We start from the raw sequence: 18459 nt of genomic DNA, 5'->3' as shown, positions 1-18459 counted from the left end.
AGCAACGCCGGGCGCACGTCAGGCGACGCTGCGCGCGAACTCCTCCGCCGATCCACGCAGCGTCTCCAGCCGCGCCTCGACGCTCGCGAACTCGCCTTCCAGCGCGTCGATCTCCGAGGCGACCGCCTCGGTGTCGACGCGGATCGCGGCCACGGTGTGCGACATCGAATCGGCGGCGAGCGCCGTCTCGTCCACCGCCGCGGTGATCGCGGTTACCGTGTGCGCCTGCGCCTCCATCGCGTGACGGATGCGCGTGGCGGAATCCTGTACCTCCAGCACCGTCGACCGGATCGAGGCGGAGGTATCCACCGTCACCTTGGTGGCGGCCTGGATCGCCGCGATCTTGCCCGCGATGTCGTCGGTCGCGCGGGCGGTCTGGTTGGCGAGGCTCTTCACCTCCTGCGCGACCACCGCGAAGCCGCGCCCGGCGTCCCCCGCACGCGCCGCCTCGATCGTGGCGTTGAGCGCCAGCAGGTTGGTCTGCCCGGCGATGTCGCGGATCAGCCCCAAGATCGACTCGATCGACTTGGCGTGCTCGCTGAGTGCTCCCGACACCGTTACCGCGTCGCCTGCCTGAACGCCCGCGCGCGTCGCGATCTCGGCCGCTGCCTCCACCTCGATCCGCGCATCCTCGATCGCGCGGATCAGCCCCGCCGCGGTCGAGGCCGCGTCGCGCATCGCCACCGCTGACTGCTCGGCCGCCGCCGCCACCTCGCTGGTCTTGCCCAGCATTCCGCGCGCCGACGCCGACGCGCCCGACGCCTGGACGCGCGCTCGCTGCCCGGAACTGGCTGCATCGCCGATCCCGTCGAAAATCTGTTCGCGAAACAACGCGCCGGCCGCACTGCGTTGCGCGTTCGTGCGCTCGGCTTCGCCCTGCCCCAGATGGGTCGCCATCACGTTCGCCTCCGCCAGTGCGAGCCGCTGCATCACGTCGGCAACCCGCGCGAAGGCCGCGTGATCAACCGCCGCCCGCACCAGCTGCAGCGCGCGCGCGTGCGCGAACGACAGTGCGGCGAGTAAAGACGGCAGCGGCACGCCCGTCACGCGCGCGAGCTCGACGTGCGCCTGTGCCATCCGCCGCCACGCGTCGTCGAACGGCTGCGCGTAGCGCATGCGCGTGTACTGCGCACTGCGCGCGAGCTGCTTCTCCAGCCCCGCGTCACCCAGCGTGCTGCGGAACGACGTAGCGACCGGCAGCGCCAGGTAATGCTCCCAGAACGCCACCGAGACCTGATGCCAGCCATCCCCCTGCTCGAGCACCCGCGTGATCTCGGCGCAGACGGGCGCGATCGCGCCGTCCCAGTCATAGTCGCGCACCTGATCGGCGAAGCCGCGCTCGCCCGAACTCCAGATAGCAGCCTTCATCCCCATCCTCTCACGCGGCGACCTTGCTCGCGAATTGGTCCGCACTGCCGTCGAGCGCTCCCAATCGCACTGACAGGGCAGCGAAGCCGCTGCCGAGCGCATCGATCTCCGAGGCGACCGCCTCGGTGTCGACGCGAATCGCGGCCACGGTGTGCGACATCGAGTCGGCGGCGAGCGCCGTCTCGTCCACCGCCGCGGTGATCGCAGTCACCGTGTGCGCCTGCGCCTCCATCGCGTGGCGGATGCGCGTGGCGGAATCCTGTACCTCCAGCACCGTCGACCGTATCGAGGCGGAGGTATCCACCGTTACCTTGGTGGCCGCCTGTATCGCCGCGATCTTGCCCGCGATGTCGTCGGTCGCGCGCGCGGTCTGGTTGGCGAGGCTCTTCACCTCCTGCGCGACCACCGCGAAACCGCGCCCGGCGTCTCCGGCACGCGCCGCCTCGATCGTTGCGTTCAGCGCCAACAGGTTGGTCTGCCCCGCGATATCGCGGATCAGCCCCAGGATCGACTCGATCGACTTGGCGTGTTCGCTCAGCGCCCCCGACACGGTCACCGCGTCGCCTGCCTGGACGCCCGCGCGCGTCGCGATCTCGGCCGCTGCCTCCACCTCAATCCGCGCATCCTCGATCGCGCGGATCAAACCCGCCGCGGTTGAGGCCGCGTCGCGCATCGCCACCGCCGACTGCTCGGCCGCCGCCGCCACTTCGCTCGTCTTGCCCAGCATGCCCCGCGCCGACGCCGATGCACCCGATGCCTGAACGCGCAAACCGCTGCCGTCGTGCGTCGCGGCCTGCACCGTGGCGGCGATACCGTCACGGAACTCGGCCGCCAGCCGGTCACGCGCGACGCGCGCGCTGTGCTCGCGGTACGCGTTGTAGATCTCGACGGTGATCTCGCCTTCCAGCGCCGACAGCCGCATCAACGTGTCGATCAACTCGGTCAGCTGCGCGTCGGCGGAGGTCGCGCGCTGCATCACGATGTCGAGCGCGGCTCGGTCGCTCGCGCTGATCATCGACAACAGCGCCAGGGGCGACACGCCCGCGGCGTAGGCGGAAGCGACCGAGCGCTCGATCGATTCGACCCACGCCCGCTCGCGCGTCCGCAGGAAGCGATCTTCCAGGAAGCGGCAACCGATGTCGATCATCCGCTCGGTGTCGTGTGGCGCCCACACCTGGCCACTCTCGAAACACCGCCGCCATTGCTCCCAGTAAGCGGTCGACACCGCCCTCACCTCCGGCGCGAGCACGTCCCACACGGTGCGGCTGAGCGCCGCCAGGCGTCCTTCAATGTCGAACACCCGGAACCGCGCCGCGAGGTCGACTTGCGCCGCGATCGATCCTGGCGCCGGCAGGTCGGTAAACAAGATGGTCTCCGTGTTGAAGGTCATGGCCCTCGCTCTTACCTTTGAACGGTTAATGCCGCGTTGAACCAGCCACGAGCGTTGCACCGAGCTTGCATCGCGCGTCATCGCGGCTAAGTGCGTAGGCTGAAAGGAACCGTCGTTGGCCAGCCGTCCCGCACCCCGTCCCCGCCCGAGGAGCCCGCACCTCTTCACGGGTCCGATGCAATTCCACTACCGTTTCAGCCCCGCGATGCTGACGTCGATCATTCACCGCGCGACCGGTGCGGCGATGGCGACCGTGGGCGCGATCCTGCTAGTGTGGTTCCTCGCCGCGATCGCCTCGGGCGAGAGCGCGTACGCGACCTTCGTCGATCTGTTCACCACCGACCGCGGCAACCTCAACATCGTCGGTTACGTGATCGGCATCGGGCTGACATGGGCGGTGTTCCAGCACATGGCGAGCGGAATCCGCCACCTCGTCATGGACACGGGTGCGGCGTTCGAACTGAAGGTGAACCAGCTCGCGGCGCGGCTGACCTTCGTCTTCTCGATCGTCATGACGATCCTGTTCTGGCTCTGGCTGGGGTTGAAGTAATGAGCACCGAACTCGGCCGCGTCCGCGGCTACGGCAGCGCGCACGAGGGCGTGCACCACTGGTGGCACCAGAAGCTGACCGCGGGCACCAACCTGCTGCTGATGGTGTGGCTGCTCGCCTCAATCGCGATGCTGCCGTCCTATGATTTCGCGACCGTCAGGCTGTGGCTAAGCTCGGCCTGGGTCGCGATCCCGATGCTGCTGCTGATCGTGTCGGTCGTGTACCACTTCCGCCTCGGTCTGCAGGTCGCGATCGAGGATTACGCGCGAATGCAGAGCCGCTTCGTCGCGATCGTGCTGCTCAACGTCTATGCCGCGGCGATCGCGGGCGTTGCCATCTTCTCCATTCTCAAGATCGCCTTCGGAGCCGCGCAGTAATGGCTGCCTATCAGATCATCGACCACACCTATGACGCGGTCGTCGTCGGCGCGGGCGGCTCCGGCCTGCGCGCCACGATGGGCATCGCGGAGAGCGGCCTGAAGACCGCCTGCATCACCAAGGTTTTTCCGACGCGCAGCCACACGGTCGCGGCGCAGGGCGGCATCGCCGCGTCGCTCGGCAACAACTCGCCCGATCACTGGTCGTGGCACATGTACGATACCGTCAAGGGCTCCGACTGGCTCGGTGACCAGGACGCGATCGAGTACATGGTGCGCGAGGCACCGCAGGCGGTCTACGAGCTGGAGCACGCCGGCGTGCCGTTCAGCCGCAACGACAATGGCACGATCTACCAGCGCCCGTTCGGCGGCCACATGCAGAACATGGGCGAAGGCCCGCCGGTGCAGCGCACCTGCGCCGCCGCCGACCGTACCGGCCACGCGATGCTGCACGCGCTCTATCAGCAGTCGCTCAAGTACGACGCCGACTTCTACGTCGAGTATTTCGCGCTCGATCTGATCATGGAGAACGGTGTCTGCCGCGGCGTGATCGCGCTGTGCATGGAAGACGGCTCGATCCACCGCTTCCGCGCGCACAACGTCGTGCTGGCGACCGGCGGTTACGGTCGCTGCTACTTCTCCGCCACGTCGGCGCACACCTGCACCGGCGACGGCAACGCGATGGTGCTGCGCGCCGGCCTGCCGCTTCAGGACATGGAGTTCGTGCAGTTCCACCCGACCGGCATCTACGGTGCGGGCGTGCTCATCACCGAGGGCGCGCGCGGCGAAGGCGGCTACCTCACCAACTCAGAGGGTGAGCGCTTCATGGAGCGCTACGCCCCTTCGGCCAAGGACCTCGCCAGCCGCGACGTCGTCGCGCGTTCGATGGCGGCAGAGATGCGCGAAGGCCGCGGTGTCGGCCCGAACGGCGACCACATCTACCTCCATCTCGACCACATCGATCCCAAGGTCCTGCACGAGCGGCTGCCGGGCATCACCGAGACGGGCAAGATCTTCGCCGGCGTCGACCTGACGCGTCAGCCGCTGCCGGTCACGCCGACCGTCCACTACAACATGGGCGGCATCCCGACGAACTATCACGGTGAGGTCGTCAACCTGCGTGACGGCAATCCGGACGCGGTCGTGCCCGGCCTGTTCGCGGTCGGCGAGGCGGCGTGCGTGTCGGTTCACGGCGCCAATCGCCTCGGCTCGAACAGCCTGATCGACCTCGTCGTGTTCGGTCGCGCCACCGGTCTGCGTGTCCGCGACATCCTGAAGCCCAACACCTCGCACAATCCGCTGCCCAAGGGTTCGGAGGAGATGGCGCTGACCCGCCTCGACACCTTCCGCAACGCCGCCGGTTCCACGCCGACCGCGCAGATCCGCCGCGAGATGCAGCAGACGATGCAGAAGCATTGCGCGGTGTTCCGCGACACGGCGCTGCTGGCGGAGGGCGTGGAGAAGATCGACCAGGTTTACGGCGCGATCGGCGACGTGTCGGTCAAGGATCGCTCGCTGATCTGGAACACCGACCTGATCGAGACGCTCGAGCTCGATAACCTGCTGTCGCAGGCGGTGGTGACGATGCGCTCGGCCGACAACCGCAAGGAGTCGCGCGGCGCACACATGCACGAGGACTTCCCGGATCGCGACGACGCCAATTGGATGAAGCATACCATCGCGACGTTCGACGGCTGGGGCGGCAAGGGCGGACAGGTCGCGATCGACTATCGCCCAGTGCACGACTATTCGCTCACCGACGACATCGACTACATCAAACCCAAGAAGCGCGTCTACTAAGCGACGTTACACTCACTCCCGTCATCCCGGACTTGATCCGGGACCCCGCTTCTTCTCGACGCTAGAGAAAAGCAGGATCCCGGATCAAGTCCGGAATGACGTTAAGGCGGCGAGCAGGCCGGTAGGTTGGATCAACGCCGATCAACCCGCGCAGACTCACGTGAAATGCCTCTCACAGCAGGCTGCCGCCCTCCTCTACTCTCCCGGTGTCGCCGCCTCGCCATCCTTCCGGCGCCACCAGAGCCCTGCCCCCACCAACACCGCGCCCGCCGCCAGTGTCGCACTCGGGTGCCGCATCGCTGCCGTGTACAGGCTGAGCCCCTTCCCGCTCTGGTCGCGCGATCGCTCGACGCCGTCGCGCGTCGGCGCGAACAGATTGTCGAGACGCGGCTGCGTTTTCGTCTGATCGATGAACAGCGCGGAGCCGATCGCCGCCACGCGGTCGAACAGCGCCGGCGCGTGCTGTGCGAACAACACCTGCGCCTTGCCCGCGCCGCCAACGGTCACACTGCGGGTCGGGCGTGTCGCGGCGTCCAGGATCGCGTTCGCGACCAGCACCGGATCGTAGACCAGCGGCGGAATGCGCGCCTTGCCGCCGGCGTGATTGCTCGCGTGCTCCGCCACCGGCGTGTCGATGCCCGACGGCTGGATCAGCGACACCGAGATCGGCGCGCCTTCCTGCAACAATTCGCCGCGCAGCGTGTCGACATAGCCCTTCACCGCGTGCTTGCTGGCGGCATAGGCGCCCATCAGCGGGCTCGGCATACCCGCCGCGATCGAGGCGACCGTGATCAGCGCACCACCATGCTCGCGCAGGTGCGGCACCGCCGCCACACAGCCGTTGACGACCCCGAAGTAATTGGTGCGGAACAGCCGCTCGTGCTCGTCGACCGGCGTGTCGAGCAACTTGCCGTAGATCGCCACGCCCGCGTTGTTGACCCAGGTGTCGATGCGGCCGAAGCGCGCCACTGCGTGGGTCGCGACGCGCTGCACCGCCTGCGCGTCGCCGACGTCGGCCGCGACGTGATACGCCTCACCGCCGTCCGCCTGGATCTCGGCCGCGATCTGCGCCAGGGCGTCCTCGCCCCGCGCGACCAGCACCAGCTTCGCCCCGGCACTCGCCGCCTGACGCGCGGTCACCAATCCGATCCCCGATGACGCGCCGGTAATGACGATCACCTGCTCAGCGAGCGGCTTCAATTGCAACGACATGAACAGTTATCCCAACCTGTTCGCAGCAGAGCGATCGTGACGAGCACGCGTTCCGTCAGCCGACAGTTCCGCCGACCCGGACTACCTCATCCAGATTGTGCCTTGCCCAAATCGTCGCTGATCCGCCGAGGCGCTTGACACGCGTGCCACCGCGCCGGCTAATCCGTTCGCGGGGGACCTGAGCATGCGCACTTTTCTGCCGCTCGTTGTTGCACTGATCGCGTCCGCCGCTGCCGCGCAGCATTACCAGCCAGTCCGCCACACCCTTCCCGCCCCGGTCTTCGCCGGCAGCGAGACCGAGACGCAGGTCCAGGCCGACATGGGCATCACCGTCGAGCGCGACCGGCCTGCGCGCTGGCGCCTGGCGGAGCATCGCCGGCTAGAGCGCACGCTCGCCGCCGTGCGCCCGCAGCGCGCCGGGACCGTGGACGCGTTCGTGATCGTCGCCGCGCTCGACAGCGATCCGGTGTTCGGACGCGAAGCGCGCGAAGCGGCGCGGGTGCTCGCGCGGCGCTACCGCGCCGACGGCCACGTCATCCTGCTCGCCGGCGGTGACGGGACCCGCGACAGTGAGCTGCCGACCGGCAGCCCTGGCAACCTGGACCTCGCCCTTGCTCGCGTCGCGGAGGTCATGGACCCGGCAGAGGACGTCCTGATCCTCTACACCACCAGCCACGGCGCGCCGTTCGGCCTCTATTACAACGACGGTGACCAGGGCTATGGCGCGGTGTCGCCCAACAGGTTGTGGAGCCAATTGTCGATGCTGGGCATACGCAATCGTCTGATCCTGCTCAGCGCCTGCTACTCGGGCGTATTCGTGCCCTTGCTGTCGTCGGACACGACCGCGATCGTCACCGCCGCCGCCGCCGATCGACCGTCGTTCGGGTGCCAGGCCGACAATGACTGGACCTTCTTCGGCGACGCGCTGATCAACACCGCGCTCAGGAAGCCGCAGCCCCTCGCCGCCGCAGTCACGCAGGCGCGGAACCTGATCGCAAGCTGGGAAAAAGGGGCCGCGCTCGACGCGTCGAGCCCACAGGTCGTGGTGGGTGCGGGCGCGCAGCGGTGGCTCGCCGTGCTCGAACGCGATCTGCCAGCGGCGCTCCCGCCGGTCGGCCGCCCGGCGATCGCCTTGCTGCGCGCAAAATAGCCGATCCGGGCGGAACCTTGCGCGGTTACCGACGCTAAGCGCGCCATGAACGATCCGGCCTCGCAAGAAACCACGCCGAGCAACGCGACCAACTATCCGCTGCTCGCCCGTCCCCACATCCAGCTGTACGGTACGGTCGACGACCAGATGTACGCCAAATTCCTCGATGGGCTCGCCGCCGCGCCTGCCGACGGTCCGCTGGTGGTGTCGATTACGACGCTCGGCGGTGATCCGGAGATGGCGCGCGCGATGGGCGACACCATTCGACTGCTGCGCGAATATACCGGACGCGAGGCGCTGTTTCTCGGCAAGGTCGCGGTCTACTCTGCGGGCGCGACCTTCATGTCCGCCTTCCCGGTCAACAAGCGCTTCCTGACCAAGAACTCGCGCCTGATGATCCACGAACGGTTGATGAACTCGACGCTCCAGCTCTCCGGCCCGCTCAACACGCTATCGCCGGTGCTGAATGCTAAGCTCAACGAGATCGAGGATTCGATCCGCATCCAGGACGAGGGCTTCGCCGACCTGGTGCGCGGCTCCAGCGTGTCGCTCGACGAGTTGAAGGAGCGCGCTCCACACAATTGGTACATCGAGGCGAGCAAGGCGCGCGACCTAGGCCTCGTGCTCGACGTCATCTGACGCATCGTTTTCTCCGAGGACCGCTGGCACCGGGGGCGAGGCGCATTATATCTTGAGCCTTGGCGCACGTGCGCTAGGAACGACACCGTCCCTGTTTGCGGCACGCGCCGCGATACGGTATCCGAGCTGCCAGCGATCGTGACGTGTTTCGCGCCCGCGATCCTGCCCGAACACGAGAACGAGACGCATGGCCGAGTTCACCCTGCCCAAGAACAGCCGCATCAAGGGCGGTACCAAGCACGAATCGCCGCAGCCTGGCGGGACGATGCGCAACTTCAAAGTGTACCGGTACGACCCCGATTCGGGTGAGAACCCGCGCTTCGACACGTTCGAGGTCAACACCGACGAGTGTGGACCGATGGTGCTCGACGCGCTGATCAAGATCAAGGGCGAGCAGGACTCCTCGCTCACCTTCCGCCGCTCGTGTCGCGAAGGTATCTGCGGGTCGTGCTCGATGAACATCGACGGGCGCAACGGCCTCGCCTGCACCACCGCGATCGAGGACGTGAAGGGCGAGATCAAGATCACGCCGCTGCCCGCGATGGACGTGGTCAAGGACCTGGTGCCCGATTTCACGCACTTCTACGCGCAATATGCCTCGATCACGCCGTGGTTGCAGACGGTCACCCCGCCGCCCTCGGGCAAGGAGCGGTTGCAGAGCCCGGAAGAGCGCGCGAAGCTCGACGGTCTGTACGAGTGCATCCTGTGCGCGTGCTGCTCGACCTCGTGCCCGAGCTATTGGTGGAATTCGGACAAGTTCCTCGGCCCGGCAATCCTGCTCCAGGCGTATCGCTGGCTCGCCGACAGCCGCGACGAGATGGCCGGCGAGCGGCTCGACGCGCTGGAAGATCCGTTTCGGCTCTATCGCTGCCATACGATCATGAACTGCGCCAACGTCTGCCCCAAGGGTCTTTCGCCCGCCAAGGCGATCGCCGAGATCAAGAAGATGGAGGTCGAGCGGATCGTGTGACCACGCCGCTTGGACTCACTTTCGACTGACCTTCCGCCGTTCATGCCGGTCCTGCCGCGGCGCGTGCCTGAACACGTTCCCGCCGCCGCCGGCATGAATGGACGATAATGGACCGTAGCGACCACAGCGAGGCCGAGCCCTCGCGCGCCTTTCTCTTCGACGAGCATCCCGACCATCCCGGCTGGATGCACTGGCGCTTCCGCGACGACACGCGCTTCAACTCCTTCCTGGGCGACGTTATCGTCCGGCAGGAGGACGCCCTCGCTCGCGTCCGCATGACGCCCGAACACCGCCACTCCAACTTCGGCAACAACGTCCATGGCGGCGCGCTGCTCGGCTTCATCGACGTGGCGCTGTTCGCCGCGCTGCGCAGCTTCGGCGTGCTCGCGGCGGGTCCCGCGGTCACGCTGGACCTCAACACCCACTTCATCGGCGCGGGCCGCGTCGGCGAGCCGCTGGAGGCGCAGGTCGAGATCCTGCGCGAGACGCGCCGGCTGATCTTCGTCCGCGGGCTGCTGGTACAGCTGGAGATGACCGTGGCCGAGTTCTCCGGCACGGTACGCAAGCCGAGCGCCGGATGATGGCGGACGTCCGCGCCGCCTATGATGCGCTGATCGCGGCAGGCGAGCTGCGCCCCGACGCCGAGCAGGCCGCCGCCGCCGACCGGCTCGACGCGCTCGCCGACGAGCTGGAGCATCCGCGCACCACCGGACTGTTCCGCCGCCGCACGGTCCCGGCCAGGGGCGTCTACATGTGGGGCGACGTCGGGCGCGGCAAATCGATGATGATGGACCTGTTCTTCGACCAAGTCGACGTCGTCGCGAAGCGTCGCATCCACTTCGCCGAGTTCATGATCGAGGTACACGGCCGCATCGCAGTCGAACGCCGCAAGGAGGCGGGCGACCCGATCCTGCCCGTCGCACAAGCGCTCGCCGACGACGCGCGGCTGCTCGCGTTCGACGAGATGATGGTCACCAACTCGCCCGACGCGATGATCCTGTCGCGGCTGTTCACCGCGATGATCGAGGCGGGCGTGACGATCGTCACCACCAGCAACCGCGCGCCCGCCGACCTCTACAAGAACGGGCTCAACCGCGAGCATTTCCTGCCCTTCATCGCACTGATCGGCGAGCGGCTCGACGTGCTCGCGCTCAACGGCCCGGTCGATTACCGCCGCGACCGGCTGGGGCAGCAGGATACCTGGCTGGTCCCGAACGGCGCCGAGGCAACCGCCGACCTATCCGCCGCCTTCTTCCGCCTGACCGACTACCCGCCCGAGGACGGCGAGCACGTGCCGAGCGAGGAGCTGTCGGTGCAGGGCCGCACGCTCCACGTGCCAAAGGCGCTGAAAGGCGTGGCGGTGTTCAGCTTCAAGCGGCTGTGCGGCGAAGCGCGCGGCCCGGCCGACTATCTGTGCATCGCGCGCCGCTATCACACCGTCATCGTCGTCGGCATCCCGCAGCTCGGACCCGACATGCGCAACGAAGCGGCACGCTTCGTCAGCCTGATCGACGCGCTGTACGAGTACAAGGTCAAGCTGCTCGCCGCGGCGGACGCCCAACCCGACCAGCTCTACCCCGCGGGAGACGGTCGTTTCGAGTTCGAACGCACTGTCAGCCGGTTGGAAGAGATGCGGTCGGAGGCGTATTTGACGCAGGGGCACGGCCAGGAATAAAGGCTATCGCTATTGCGAGCCGTTATCGCTAATATCTCGTGCAACGACCTTTTGCGGGTTGTCGCGCGCGGCCAAAGGGCGTAGGCGACCTAGCCATCCACCGTAACAACGAGAGGGGATGGAATGGCCCGCAAGAAGATCGCGCTGATCGGCGCCGGCAACATCGGCGGCACGCTCGCGCACCTGGCTGCGCTCAAGAACTTGGGTGACATCGTCCTGTTCGACGTCGTCGAAGGCGTGCCGCAGGGCAAGGCGCTCGACCTCTCGCAGTGCGGTCCGGTCGAGGGCTTCGACGCGACGATCACCGGCACCAACGATTACGCCGATATCGCGGGCGCGGACGTTATTATCGTCACCGCGGGTGTCGCGCGCAAGCCCGGCATGAGCCGCGACGACCTGCTCGGCATCAACCTGAAGGTGATGAAGGCGGTCGGCGAGGGCATCAAGAACAATGCCCCCGACGCGTTCGTCATCTGCATCACCAACCCGCTCGACGCGATGGTGTGGGCGCTGCGCGAATTCTCCGGCCTGCCGCACAACAAGGTCGTCGGCATGGCGGGCGTGCTCGACAGCGCGCGCTTCTCGCACTTCCTCGCCGACGAGTTCGGCGTCAGCGTCAAGGACGTAAACACCTTCGTGCTGGGCGGCCACGGCGACACGATGGTGCCGGTGCTCGAATATTCGACCGTCAGCGGCATCCCCGTCAGCGACCTGATCGAGATGGGCTTCTCGACCAAAGAGAAGGTCGACGAGATCATCAAGCGCACACGCGGCGGCGGCGGCGAGATCGTCGCGCTGCTCAAGACCGGCTCGGCCTATTACGCGCCCGCGACCAGCGGCATCGCGATGGCGGAAGCGTATCTGTACGATCAGAAGCGCATCCTGCCCGCCGCCGCCAACCTGTCGGGCGAGTATGGCATCGACGACCTCTACGTCGGCGTCCCCGTCGTGATTGGGGCCGGCGGCGTCGAGAAGATCGTGGAGGTCAAGCTGTCCGTTGAGGCGAAGCAGAACCTCCAGGTATCGGTTGATGCGGTCAAGGAACTGCTCACCGCGTGCCGCGGCATCGACAACACGCTCGCCTGAACGGCTGACGAAAAGGACCCCCGATGAGCATCCTCGTCGACAAGAATACCAAGGTCATCACGCAGGGGATGACCGGCAACACCGGCAGCTTCCACACCCAGGCGGCGCTCGATTACGGCACGCAGATGGTCGGCGGCGTGACGCCGGGCAAGGGCGGGAGCGAGCATCTCGGTCTGCCGATCTATAACACGGTGCACGAGGCGGTTGCCGCCACCGGCGCGACCGCGAGCGCGGTGTACGTGCCGCCGCCCTTCGCCGCGGACTCGATCCTGGAGGCGATCGACGCCGAGGTGTCGCTGATCGTCTGCATCACCGAGGGGATTCCCGTGCTCGACATGGTTCGCGTCAAGCGCGCGCTGTCGGGCAGCAAGTCGCGGCTGATCGGCCCGAACTGCCCCGGCGTGCTGACGCCGGGCGAGTGCAAGATCGGCATCATGCCGGGCAACATCTTCCGCAAGGGTTCGGTCGGCGTCGTCAGCCGCTCGGGCACGCTCACCTATGAGGCGGTGTTCCAGACCTCGAACGCGGGCCTCGGTCAGACGACCGCGGTCGGCATCGGCGGTGACCCGGTCAACGGCACCAACTTCATCGACGTGCTGGAGCTGTTCCTCGCCGACGACGCGACCGAGTCGATCATCATGATCGGCGAGATCGGCGGCGACGCCGAGGAGCAGGCGGCGCAGTTCCTGAAGGACGAGGCGAAGCGCGGGCGCAAGAAGCCTATGGCTGGCTTCATCGCGGGCCGCACAGCGCCCCCGGGTCGCCGGATGGGCCACGCCGGCGCGATCGTGTCGGGCGGCAAGGGCGACGCCGAGAGCAAGATCGCGGCGATGGAAGCGGCCGGGATCAAGGTCGCGGCCTCGCCCAGCGAGCTCGGCTCGACGCTGCTCGAAGTACTCAACGGCTAAGCTAAGCCGCTTCGTTCGAGGCGGTGCATGACAACGGACGGGCGCTTGTAACTGGGGCCACCCGCGCTCGTCCGCTCGCCGCCTCTCAGGTGGCCGGCCCTACCCTTCCCCTTCGCGGGCGGGACATGAGGTGTGTGATGGGCTTCGAAGGTCAGGATTTCAGCGACGTCGCCGGTGGCGTAAGCCCCGCGTTCATCGACACGCTCTACGCCCGCTACAAAGCCGCACCCGACAGCGTCGAGCCGGGCTGGCGCACCTTCTTCGAGGGGCTGGAGGGTGCTGGCAGCACCCCGTCTTGGACCAACGAGCGCTGGCCGCTCACCACCACCGACGACCTGACCGCCGCGCTCGACCCGACGCAGATGGAGCCCGCGCCCAAGCCCGTGAAGGGCGGCGCGAAGCCAGCTGCCGCCGCGGCCCCCGCCCCGTCGAAGGACGACATCATCCGCGCCGCGGGCGACGCGATCCGCGTGCAGATGCTGGTGCGCACCTACCGCGTGCGCGGCCACTTGGCGGCCAACCTCGACCCGCTGGGCCTGTCGGGCCTGCGCGAACTGCCCGAGGACCTGAAGACTGAATATTACGGCTTCACCGATAACGACATCGATCGGCCCGTCTACCTGGGCGGTACGCTGGGGCTCGAGTGGGCGACGGTGCGCGAGGTCGTCGACACGCTGCGCGCGAATTACTGCGGCAACGTCGGCCTCGAATATATGCACATTGCCGACGTCGAGGAGCGCCGCTTCCTCCAGGATCGCATGGAGGGCAAGGACAAGGCAATCGAGTTCACCTCGCAGGGCAAGAAGGCGATCCTCAACAAGGTAATCGAGGCCGAGCAGTGGGAAAAATTCCTCGGCCGCAAATACGTGGGCACCAAGCGCTTCGGGCTCGACGGCGGTGAGAGCATGATCCCCGCGCTCGAGAGCCTGATCAAGTACGGCGGCGCCGCCGGCGTCAACGAGATCGTGTTCGGCATGGCGCACCGCGGGCGGCTCAACGTGCTCGCCAACGTGATGGGCAAGCCGCTGCGCGTGATCTTCCACGAGTTCGCGGGTGGCAGCGCCAACCCCGACGACATCGGCGGTTCGGGTGACGTGAAATATCACCTCGGCACCTCGACCGATCGAGAGTTCGACGGTCACAAGGTGCACATGAGCCTGGTCGCCAACCCCTCGCACCTGGAGGCGGCCGACCCGGTCGTGCTCGGCAAGGTGCGCGCGATCCAGACGATCGCGGGCGACTTGACCGATCATTGCAAGTCGCTGCCCGTGCTGATCCACGGCGACGCCGCCTTCGCCGGACAGGGCATCGTTTGGGAGTGCTTCGGCTTCTCGGGCATTCGCGGCTACAACACCGGCGGTTGCGTCCACTTCGTCATCAACAACCAGATCGGCTTCACGACCAGCCCGCAGTTCGCGCGCTCCTCGCCCTATCCGTCGGACGTCGCGAAGGGCGTTCAGGCGCCGATCTTCCACGTCAACGGCGACGATCCCGAGGCGGTCACCTTTGCCACCAAGATGGCGATCGAGTATCGGCAGAAGTTCCACCGCGACGTCGTGATCGACATGTGGTGCTATCGCCGCTTCGGCCACAACGAGGGCGACGAGCCGGGCTTCACCCAGCCGATCATGTACAAGGCGATCCGCAGCCACCCGGGTGTCAGCGACATTTACGCCCGCCGACTGGTGCAGGAAGGCGTGGTCGATCAGGCCTGGGTGGACGATAACGTCAAGCAGTTCACCACGCTGCTCGAAGGCGAGTTCGAGGCGGGTGCGGCGTACAAGCCCAACAAGGCAGACTGGTTCGCGGGTCGCTGGTCGGGGCTCCACGCACCCGCCGACGCCGACAGCCAGCGCCGCAGCGTCGATACCGGCATCGAGCCGAAGCTGTTTGACGCGATCGGCCGGCTGCTGACGACGATCCCCGAGACGATCTCGGTGCACAAGACGCTGTCGCGCGTGCTCGATGCCAAGCGCGAGATGTTCCGCTCGGGCGCGAACTTCGACTGGGCGACCGGTGAGGCGTTGGCGTTCGGATCGCTCCTGTCGGAAGGGTACGGCGTCCGCCTGTCGGGACAGGACTCGGGCCGCGGCACCTTCTCGCAGCGCCACGCCGTCTGGGTCGACCAGAACGACGAGCACAAGCACGTGCCGCTGTGGAACGTCGAGCACGGCAGCTTCGAGGTGCTGGACAGCCCATTGTCCGAGTACGGCGTGCTGGGGTTCGAGTACGGCTACGCGCTCGCCGACCCGAAGACGCTGGTGCTATGGGAGGCGCAGTTCGGCGACTTCGTCAACGGCGCGCAGATCATGATCGACCAGTTCATCACCTCGGGCGAGGCCAAGTGGCTGCGCGCCAACGGCTTGGTGATGCTGCTGCCGCACGGCTACGAGGGCCAGGGTCCCGAGCACAGCTCGGCGCGACCCGAGCGATTCCTGCAGGCGTGCGCGGGCGACAACATCCAGGTAGCGAACTGCACCACCCCGGCGAACTATTTCCACCTGCTGCGCCGGCAAATGCACCGCAATTTCCGCAAGCCGCTGGTCGTCTTCACGCCCAAGTCGCTGCTGCGCCACAAGCTGGCGGTGTCGAGCGCGGCCGATTTCCAGCGCGACACGCGTTTCCGCCGCGTGCTGTCCGACCCCTCGGCACCCGCGGACGCGGAGACCAAGCGGCTGGTGCTGTGCACCGGCAAGGTGTCGTACGACCTGATGGAAGCGCGCGACGCGGCGGGCGACGAGCACACGCAGATCGTGCGCGTCGAGCAGCTCTACCCCTTCCCTACGCAATCGCTGGTCGAGCGGATCGCGCGGATGCCGAACCTCGAAGAGGTGATCTGGGCGCAGGAAGAGCCGCGCAACAACGGCTACTGGTTCTTCGTCGAGCCGTTCATCGAGGAATTGCTCGGGCTGGCGAACTCTTCCGTCAAGCGTCCGCGCTACGCCGGTCGTGCCGCCGCCGCCTCGCCCGCGACCGGCCTAATGAAACGCCACCAGGCCGAGCAGGGCGCGCTGATCGCCGACGCGCTGGGTCACAGCGTGCGCGAGGAAATCCGCCGGACGCGCGAGGCCGATACCACCAAGAAGGCCGGCACGGCCGGCGCCTGACCCTTCGCTCAACACAGGAATAGATCATGGCAACCGAAATTCTGGTGCCCACGCTGGGCGAATCGATCACCGAGGCCACCGTCGGCGAGTGGCTGAAGCAGCCGGGCGACAAGGTCGCCGCGGACGAGCCGATCGCGAGCCTCGAGACCGACAAGGTCTCGGTCGAGGTCCCCTCGCCTGTCGCGGGCGTGATGGGGGAGCACGCGGTCAAGGTCGGCGACACGGTCGAGGTCGGCGCGCTGCTCGCGACCGTCGATGCGGGCGGCAGCGCCCCTGCGCAGTCCAGCGCGCCGCAGCCGGCCGCGACGCAGGCTCCCGCCGCGAGCGCGGGTGAAGGCGATCAGGGCGGCGCTGCACCGACCGCCGGGGGCTACGGCAATCACGGCGCCACGCCGGTGGCAGGCGAAGGACCCGCGGCACTCTCTCCCTCCGTGCGCCGCGCGGTGCTCGAGCACGGCGTCGACCCGGCGACGATCAAGGGCACCGGCAAGGACGGCCGCCTGACGAAGGAAGACGTCGCCGCCGCAGCCTCGTCCAAGCCCGCGGCTGCACCTGCCGCCGGCACGTCGAACGCTGGCGCTGCCACCGCCGGCCGCGCGGACGCGGGCTCGGCGCCCGCGCGCCGCGAAGAGCGGGTGAAGATGACCCGCTTGCGCCAGACGATCGCCAAGCGCCTGAAGGAAGCGCAGAATACCGCCGCCATGCTGACGACGTTCAACGACGTCGACATGACCGCGGTGATCGAGGCACGCGCCAAGTACAAGGATCTGTTCGAGAAGAAGCACGGCGTCCGCCTCGGCTTCATGGGCTTCTTCGTGAAGGCCGCGACGATGGCGTTGAAGGACATCCCCAGCGTCAACGCGTCGATCGAGGGTGACGAGATCGTCTACCACGACTACGCCGACATTTCGGTCGCGGTGTCGTCGCCGGGCGGGCTCGTCGTGCCCGTCATTCGCGACGCGCGGGACCTCTCGGTCGCGGGTATCGAGAAGACGATCGGCGACTTCGGTCGGCGCGCCAAGGACGGCACGCTCAAGATGGACGAGATGCGCGGCGGCACGTTCACGATCTCGAACGGCGGTGTATTCGGTTCGCTGATGTCGACCCCGATCATCAACCCGCCGCAGTCGGCGGTGCTGGGCCTGCACCGGATCGAGGATCGCCCGGTGGTCGTGAACGGTCAGGTCGTCGTGCGCCCGATGATGTACCTGGCGCTCTCCTACGACCACCGCCTCATCGACGGTCGCGAGGCGGTGACCTTCCTCGTCGCACTGAAGAACGCGATCGAGGATCCGACTCGCATCCTGATCGACCTGTAACCACATCTATTGCGTCATCCCGGCGCGAGCCGGGGTCTCGTGCCGCGCGGAGCATCGCTTCCGGTGCACGAGACGCCAGCCCAACGCTGGCCCGACGACCGGGAGAAAGACGATGGCTGAATACGATTACGACGTGCTGGTGATCGGCGCCGGCCCCGGTGGCTACGTCGCCGCGATCCGTGCCGCGCAGCTCGGGCTGAAGACCGCGTGCGCGGAGAGCCGCGAGACGCTGGGCGGCACCTGCCTCAACGTCGGCTGCATTCCGTCCAAGGCACTGCTCCACGCGTCGGAATATTTCGACGCCGCCGCGAACGGCGCGATGGCGAAGATGGGTATCAAGGTAACGCCCGAGCTCGATCTCGACACGATGCATGGCCAGCGCCGCGACGCGGTCAAGCAGCTGACCGGCGGTATCGAGTTCCTGTTCAAGAAGAACAAGGTGACGTGGCTGAAGGGCCGCGCCGCGTTCGAGGACGCGCACACCATCACCGTCGCCGACCAGAAGGTGACCGCGAAGAACATCGTCATCGCGACCGGCTCAACCGTCACCCCACTGCCGGGTGTCGAGATCGACCAGAAGGTAATCGTGGATTCGACCGGCGCGCTCGAGCTGCCCAAGGTCCCCGAGCACATGGTGGTGATCGGCGGCGGCGTGATCGGGCTCGAACTCGGCAGCGTATGGCGCCGCCTGGGCGCCAGGGTGACCTGCGTCGAGTTCCTCGACCAGATCCTGCCCGGCTTCGACGGCGACATCCGCAAGGATTCGAACAAGATCTTCAAGAAGCAGGGCATCGAGTTCAAGCTCGGAACCAAGGTGACCGGCATCACCTCGGACGGCACGACCGCGACGCTGGCGCTGGAGCCCGCCGCGGGTGGCGAGGCGACGACGCTGACCGCGGACTGCGTGCT

16 protein-coding genes are annotated in these 18459 nt (G+C 67.4%); 13 read left to right on the top strand and 3 right to left on the bottom strand.

Going from position 1 to position 18459, the window contains the following annotated elements; translation table 11 throughout:
• Window positions 1-18: 18 nt before the first annotated feature.
• Both ACFDS6_RS04770 and ACFDS6_RS04765 read right to left on the bottom strand, forming a co-directional pair.
• Complete coding sequence (locus ACFDS6_RS04770) at window positions 19-1368, bottom strand: methyl-accepting chemotaxis protein (protein WP_375270967.1); 1350 nt, start codon at window positions 1366-1368, stop codon at window positions 19-21.
• A gap of 10 nt (window positions 1369-1378) precedes the next feature.
• Window positions 1379-2758 carry a methyl-accepting chemotaxis protein gene (locus ACFDS6_RS04765; protein WP_375270966.1) on the bottom strand — a complete coding sequence of 460 codons (1380 nt, stop codon included), beginning with the start codon at window positions 2756-2758 and terminating at the stop codon, window positions 1379-1381.
• 115 nt (window positions 2759-2873) lie between these two features.
• Between ACFDS6_RS04765 and sdhC the strand changes: the two genes are divergently transcribed.
• Genes sdhC through sdhA form a run of 3 tightly spaced genes read left to right on the top strand, consistent with a single transcriptional unit; the run spans window position 2874 to window position 5484 of the window.
• Window positions 2874-3308: a succinate dehydrogenase, cytochrome b556 subunit gene (sdhC, locus tag ACFDS6_RS04760; protein WP_375270965.1), complete on the top strand. Its 435-nt coding sequence runs from the start codon at window positions 2874-2876 to the stop codon at window positions 3306-3308.
• Window positions 3308-3685, top strand: a complete 378-nt coding sequence (gene sdhD / locus ACFDS6_RS04755; RefSeq protein WP_375270964.1) for a succinate dehydrogenase, hydrophobic membrane anchor protein — start codon at window positions 3308-3310, stop codon at window positions 3683-3685. The genes sdhC and sdhD overlap by 1 nt, the downstream gene beginning before the upstream one ends.
• Window positions 3685-5484, top strand: coding sequence for a succinate dehydrogenase flavoprotein subunit (gene sdhA / locus ACFDS6_RS04750; protein WP_375270963.1), 1800 nt, complete (start codon window positions 3685-3687; stop codon window positions 5482-5484). Before sdhD ends, sdhA begins: the two co-directional genes overlap by 1 nt.
• Window positions 5485-5679: 195 nt before the next feature.
• On the opposite strand, the gene ACFDS6_RS04745 is transcribed toward sdhA, so the two are convergent.
• On the bottom strand, window positions 5680-6696 hold the full coding sequence (locus tag ACFDS6_RS04745; RefSeq protein WP_375270962.1) for an SDR family oxidoreductase: 1017 nt from the start codon (window positions 6694-6696) through the stop codon (window positions 5680-5682).
• 184 nt (window positions 6697-6880) lie between these two features.
• Here ACFDS6_RS04745 and ACFDS6_RS04740 point away from each other — a divergent pair, with 184 nt between their 5' ends.
• From ACFDS6_RS04740 to ACFDS6_RS04695, 10 genes are all read left to right on the top strand, one after another.
• Window positions 6881-7846, top strand: coding sequence for a C13 family peptidase (locus tag ACFDS6_RS04740; protein ID WP_375270961.1), 966 nt, complete (start codon window positions 6881-6883; stop codon window positions 7844-7846).
• A 45-nt stretch (window positions 7847-7891) separates the two neighbouring features.
• Window positions 7892-8485, top strand: a complete 594-nt coding sequence (locus ACFDS6_RS04735) for a ClpP family protease (protein ID WP_375270960.1) — start codon at window positions 7892-7894, stop codon at window positions 8483-8485.
• Window positions 8486-8672: 187 nt separating this feature from the next.
• Complete coding sequence (locus ACFDS6_RS04730) at window positions 8673-9455, top strand: succinate dehydrogenase iron-sulfur subunit (RefSeq protein ID WP_375270959.1); 783 nt, start codon at window positions 8673-8675, stop codon at window positions 9453-9455.
• A 107-nt stretch (window positions 9456-9562) separates the two neighbouring features.
• On the top strand, window positions 9563-10036 hold the full coding sequence (locus tag ACFDS6_RS04725; protein ID WP_375270958.1) for a PaaI family thioesterase: 474 nt from the start codon (window positions 9563-9565) through the stop codon (window positions 10034-10036).
• Window positions 10036-11130 carry a cell division protein ZapE gene (zapE, locus tag ACFDS6_RS04720; RefSeq protein WP_375271040.1) on the top strand — a complete coding sequence of 365 codons (1095 nt, stop codon included), beginning with the start codon at window positions 10036-10038 and terminating at the stop codon, window positions 11128-11130. Before ACFDS6_RS04725 ends, zapE begins: the two co-directional genes overlap by 1 nt.
• 123 nt (window positions 11131-11253) lie before the next feature.
• On the top strand, window positions 11254-12216 hold the full coding sequence (gene mdh, locus ACFDS6_RS04715) for a malate dehydrogenase (protein ID WP_375270957.1): 963 nt from the start codon (window positions 11254-11256) through the stop codon (window positions 12214-12216).
• 23 nt (window positions 12217-12239) lie between these two features.
• Window positions 12240-13124: a succinate--CoA ligase subunit alpha gene (sucD, locus tag ACFDS6_RS04710; RefSeq protein ID WP_375270956.1), complete on the top strand. Its 885-nt coding sequence runs from the start codon at window positions 12240-12242 to the stop codon at window positions 13122-13124.
• Between the two features lie 137 nt (window positions 13125-13261).
• Window positions 13262-16231, top strand: coding sequence for a 2-oxoglutarate dehydrogenase E1 component (locus ACFDS6_RS04705; RefSeq protein WP_375270955.1), 2970 nt, complete (start codon window positions 13262-13264; stop codon window positions 16229-16231).
• 26 nt (window positions 16232-16257) lie between these two features.
• Complete coding sequence (odhB, locus tag ACFDS6_RS04700; RefSeq protein WP_375270954.1) at window positions 16258-17550, top strand: 2-oxoglutarate dehydrogenase complex dihydrolipoyllysine-residue succinyltransferase; 1293 nt, start codon at window positions 16258-16260, stop codon at window positions 17548-17550.
• Between the two features lie 112 nt (window positions 17551-17662).
• A partial coding sequence (locus ACFDS6_RS04695) for a dihydrolipoyl dehydrogenase family protein (RefSeq protein WP_375270953.1) occupies window positions 17663-18459 on the top strand: 797 nt, incomplete at its 3' end.

Source organism: Sphingomonas sp. (assembly GCF_042095875.1).
Taxonomy (GTDB): Bacteria; Pseudomonadota; Alphaproteobacteria; order Sphingomonadales; family Sphingomonadaceae; genus Sphingomonas.
Note: the sequence above shows the minus strand (reverse complement) of the source record. Positions and strands in the feature narration are given on the sequence as shown.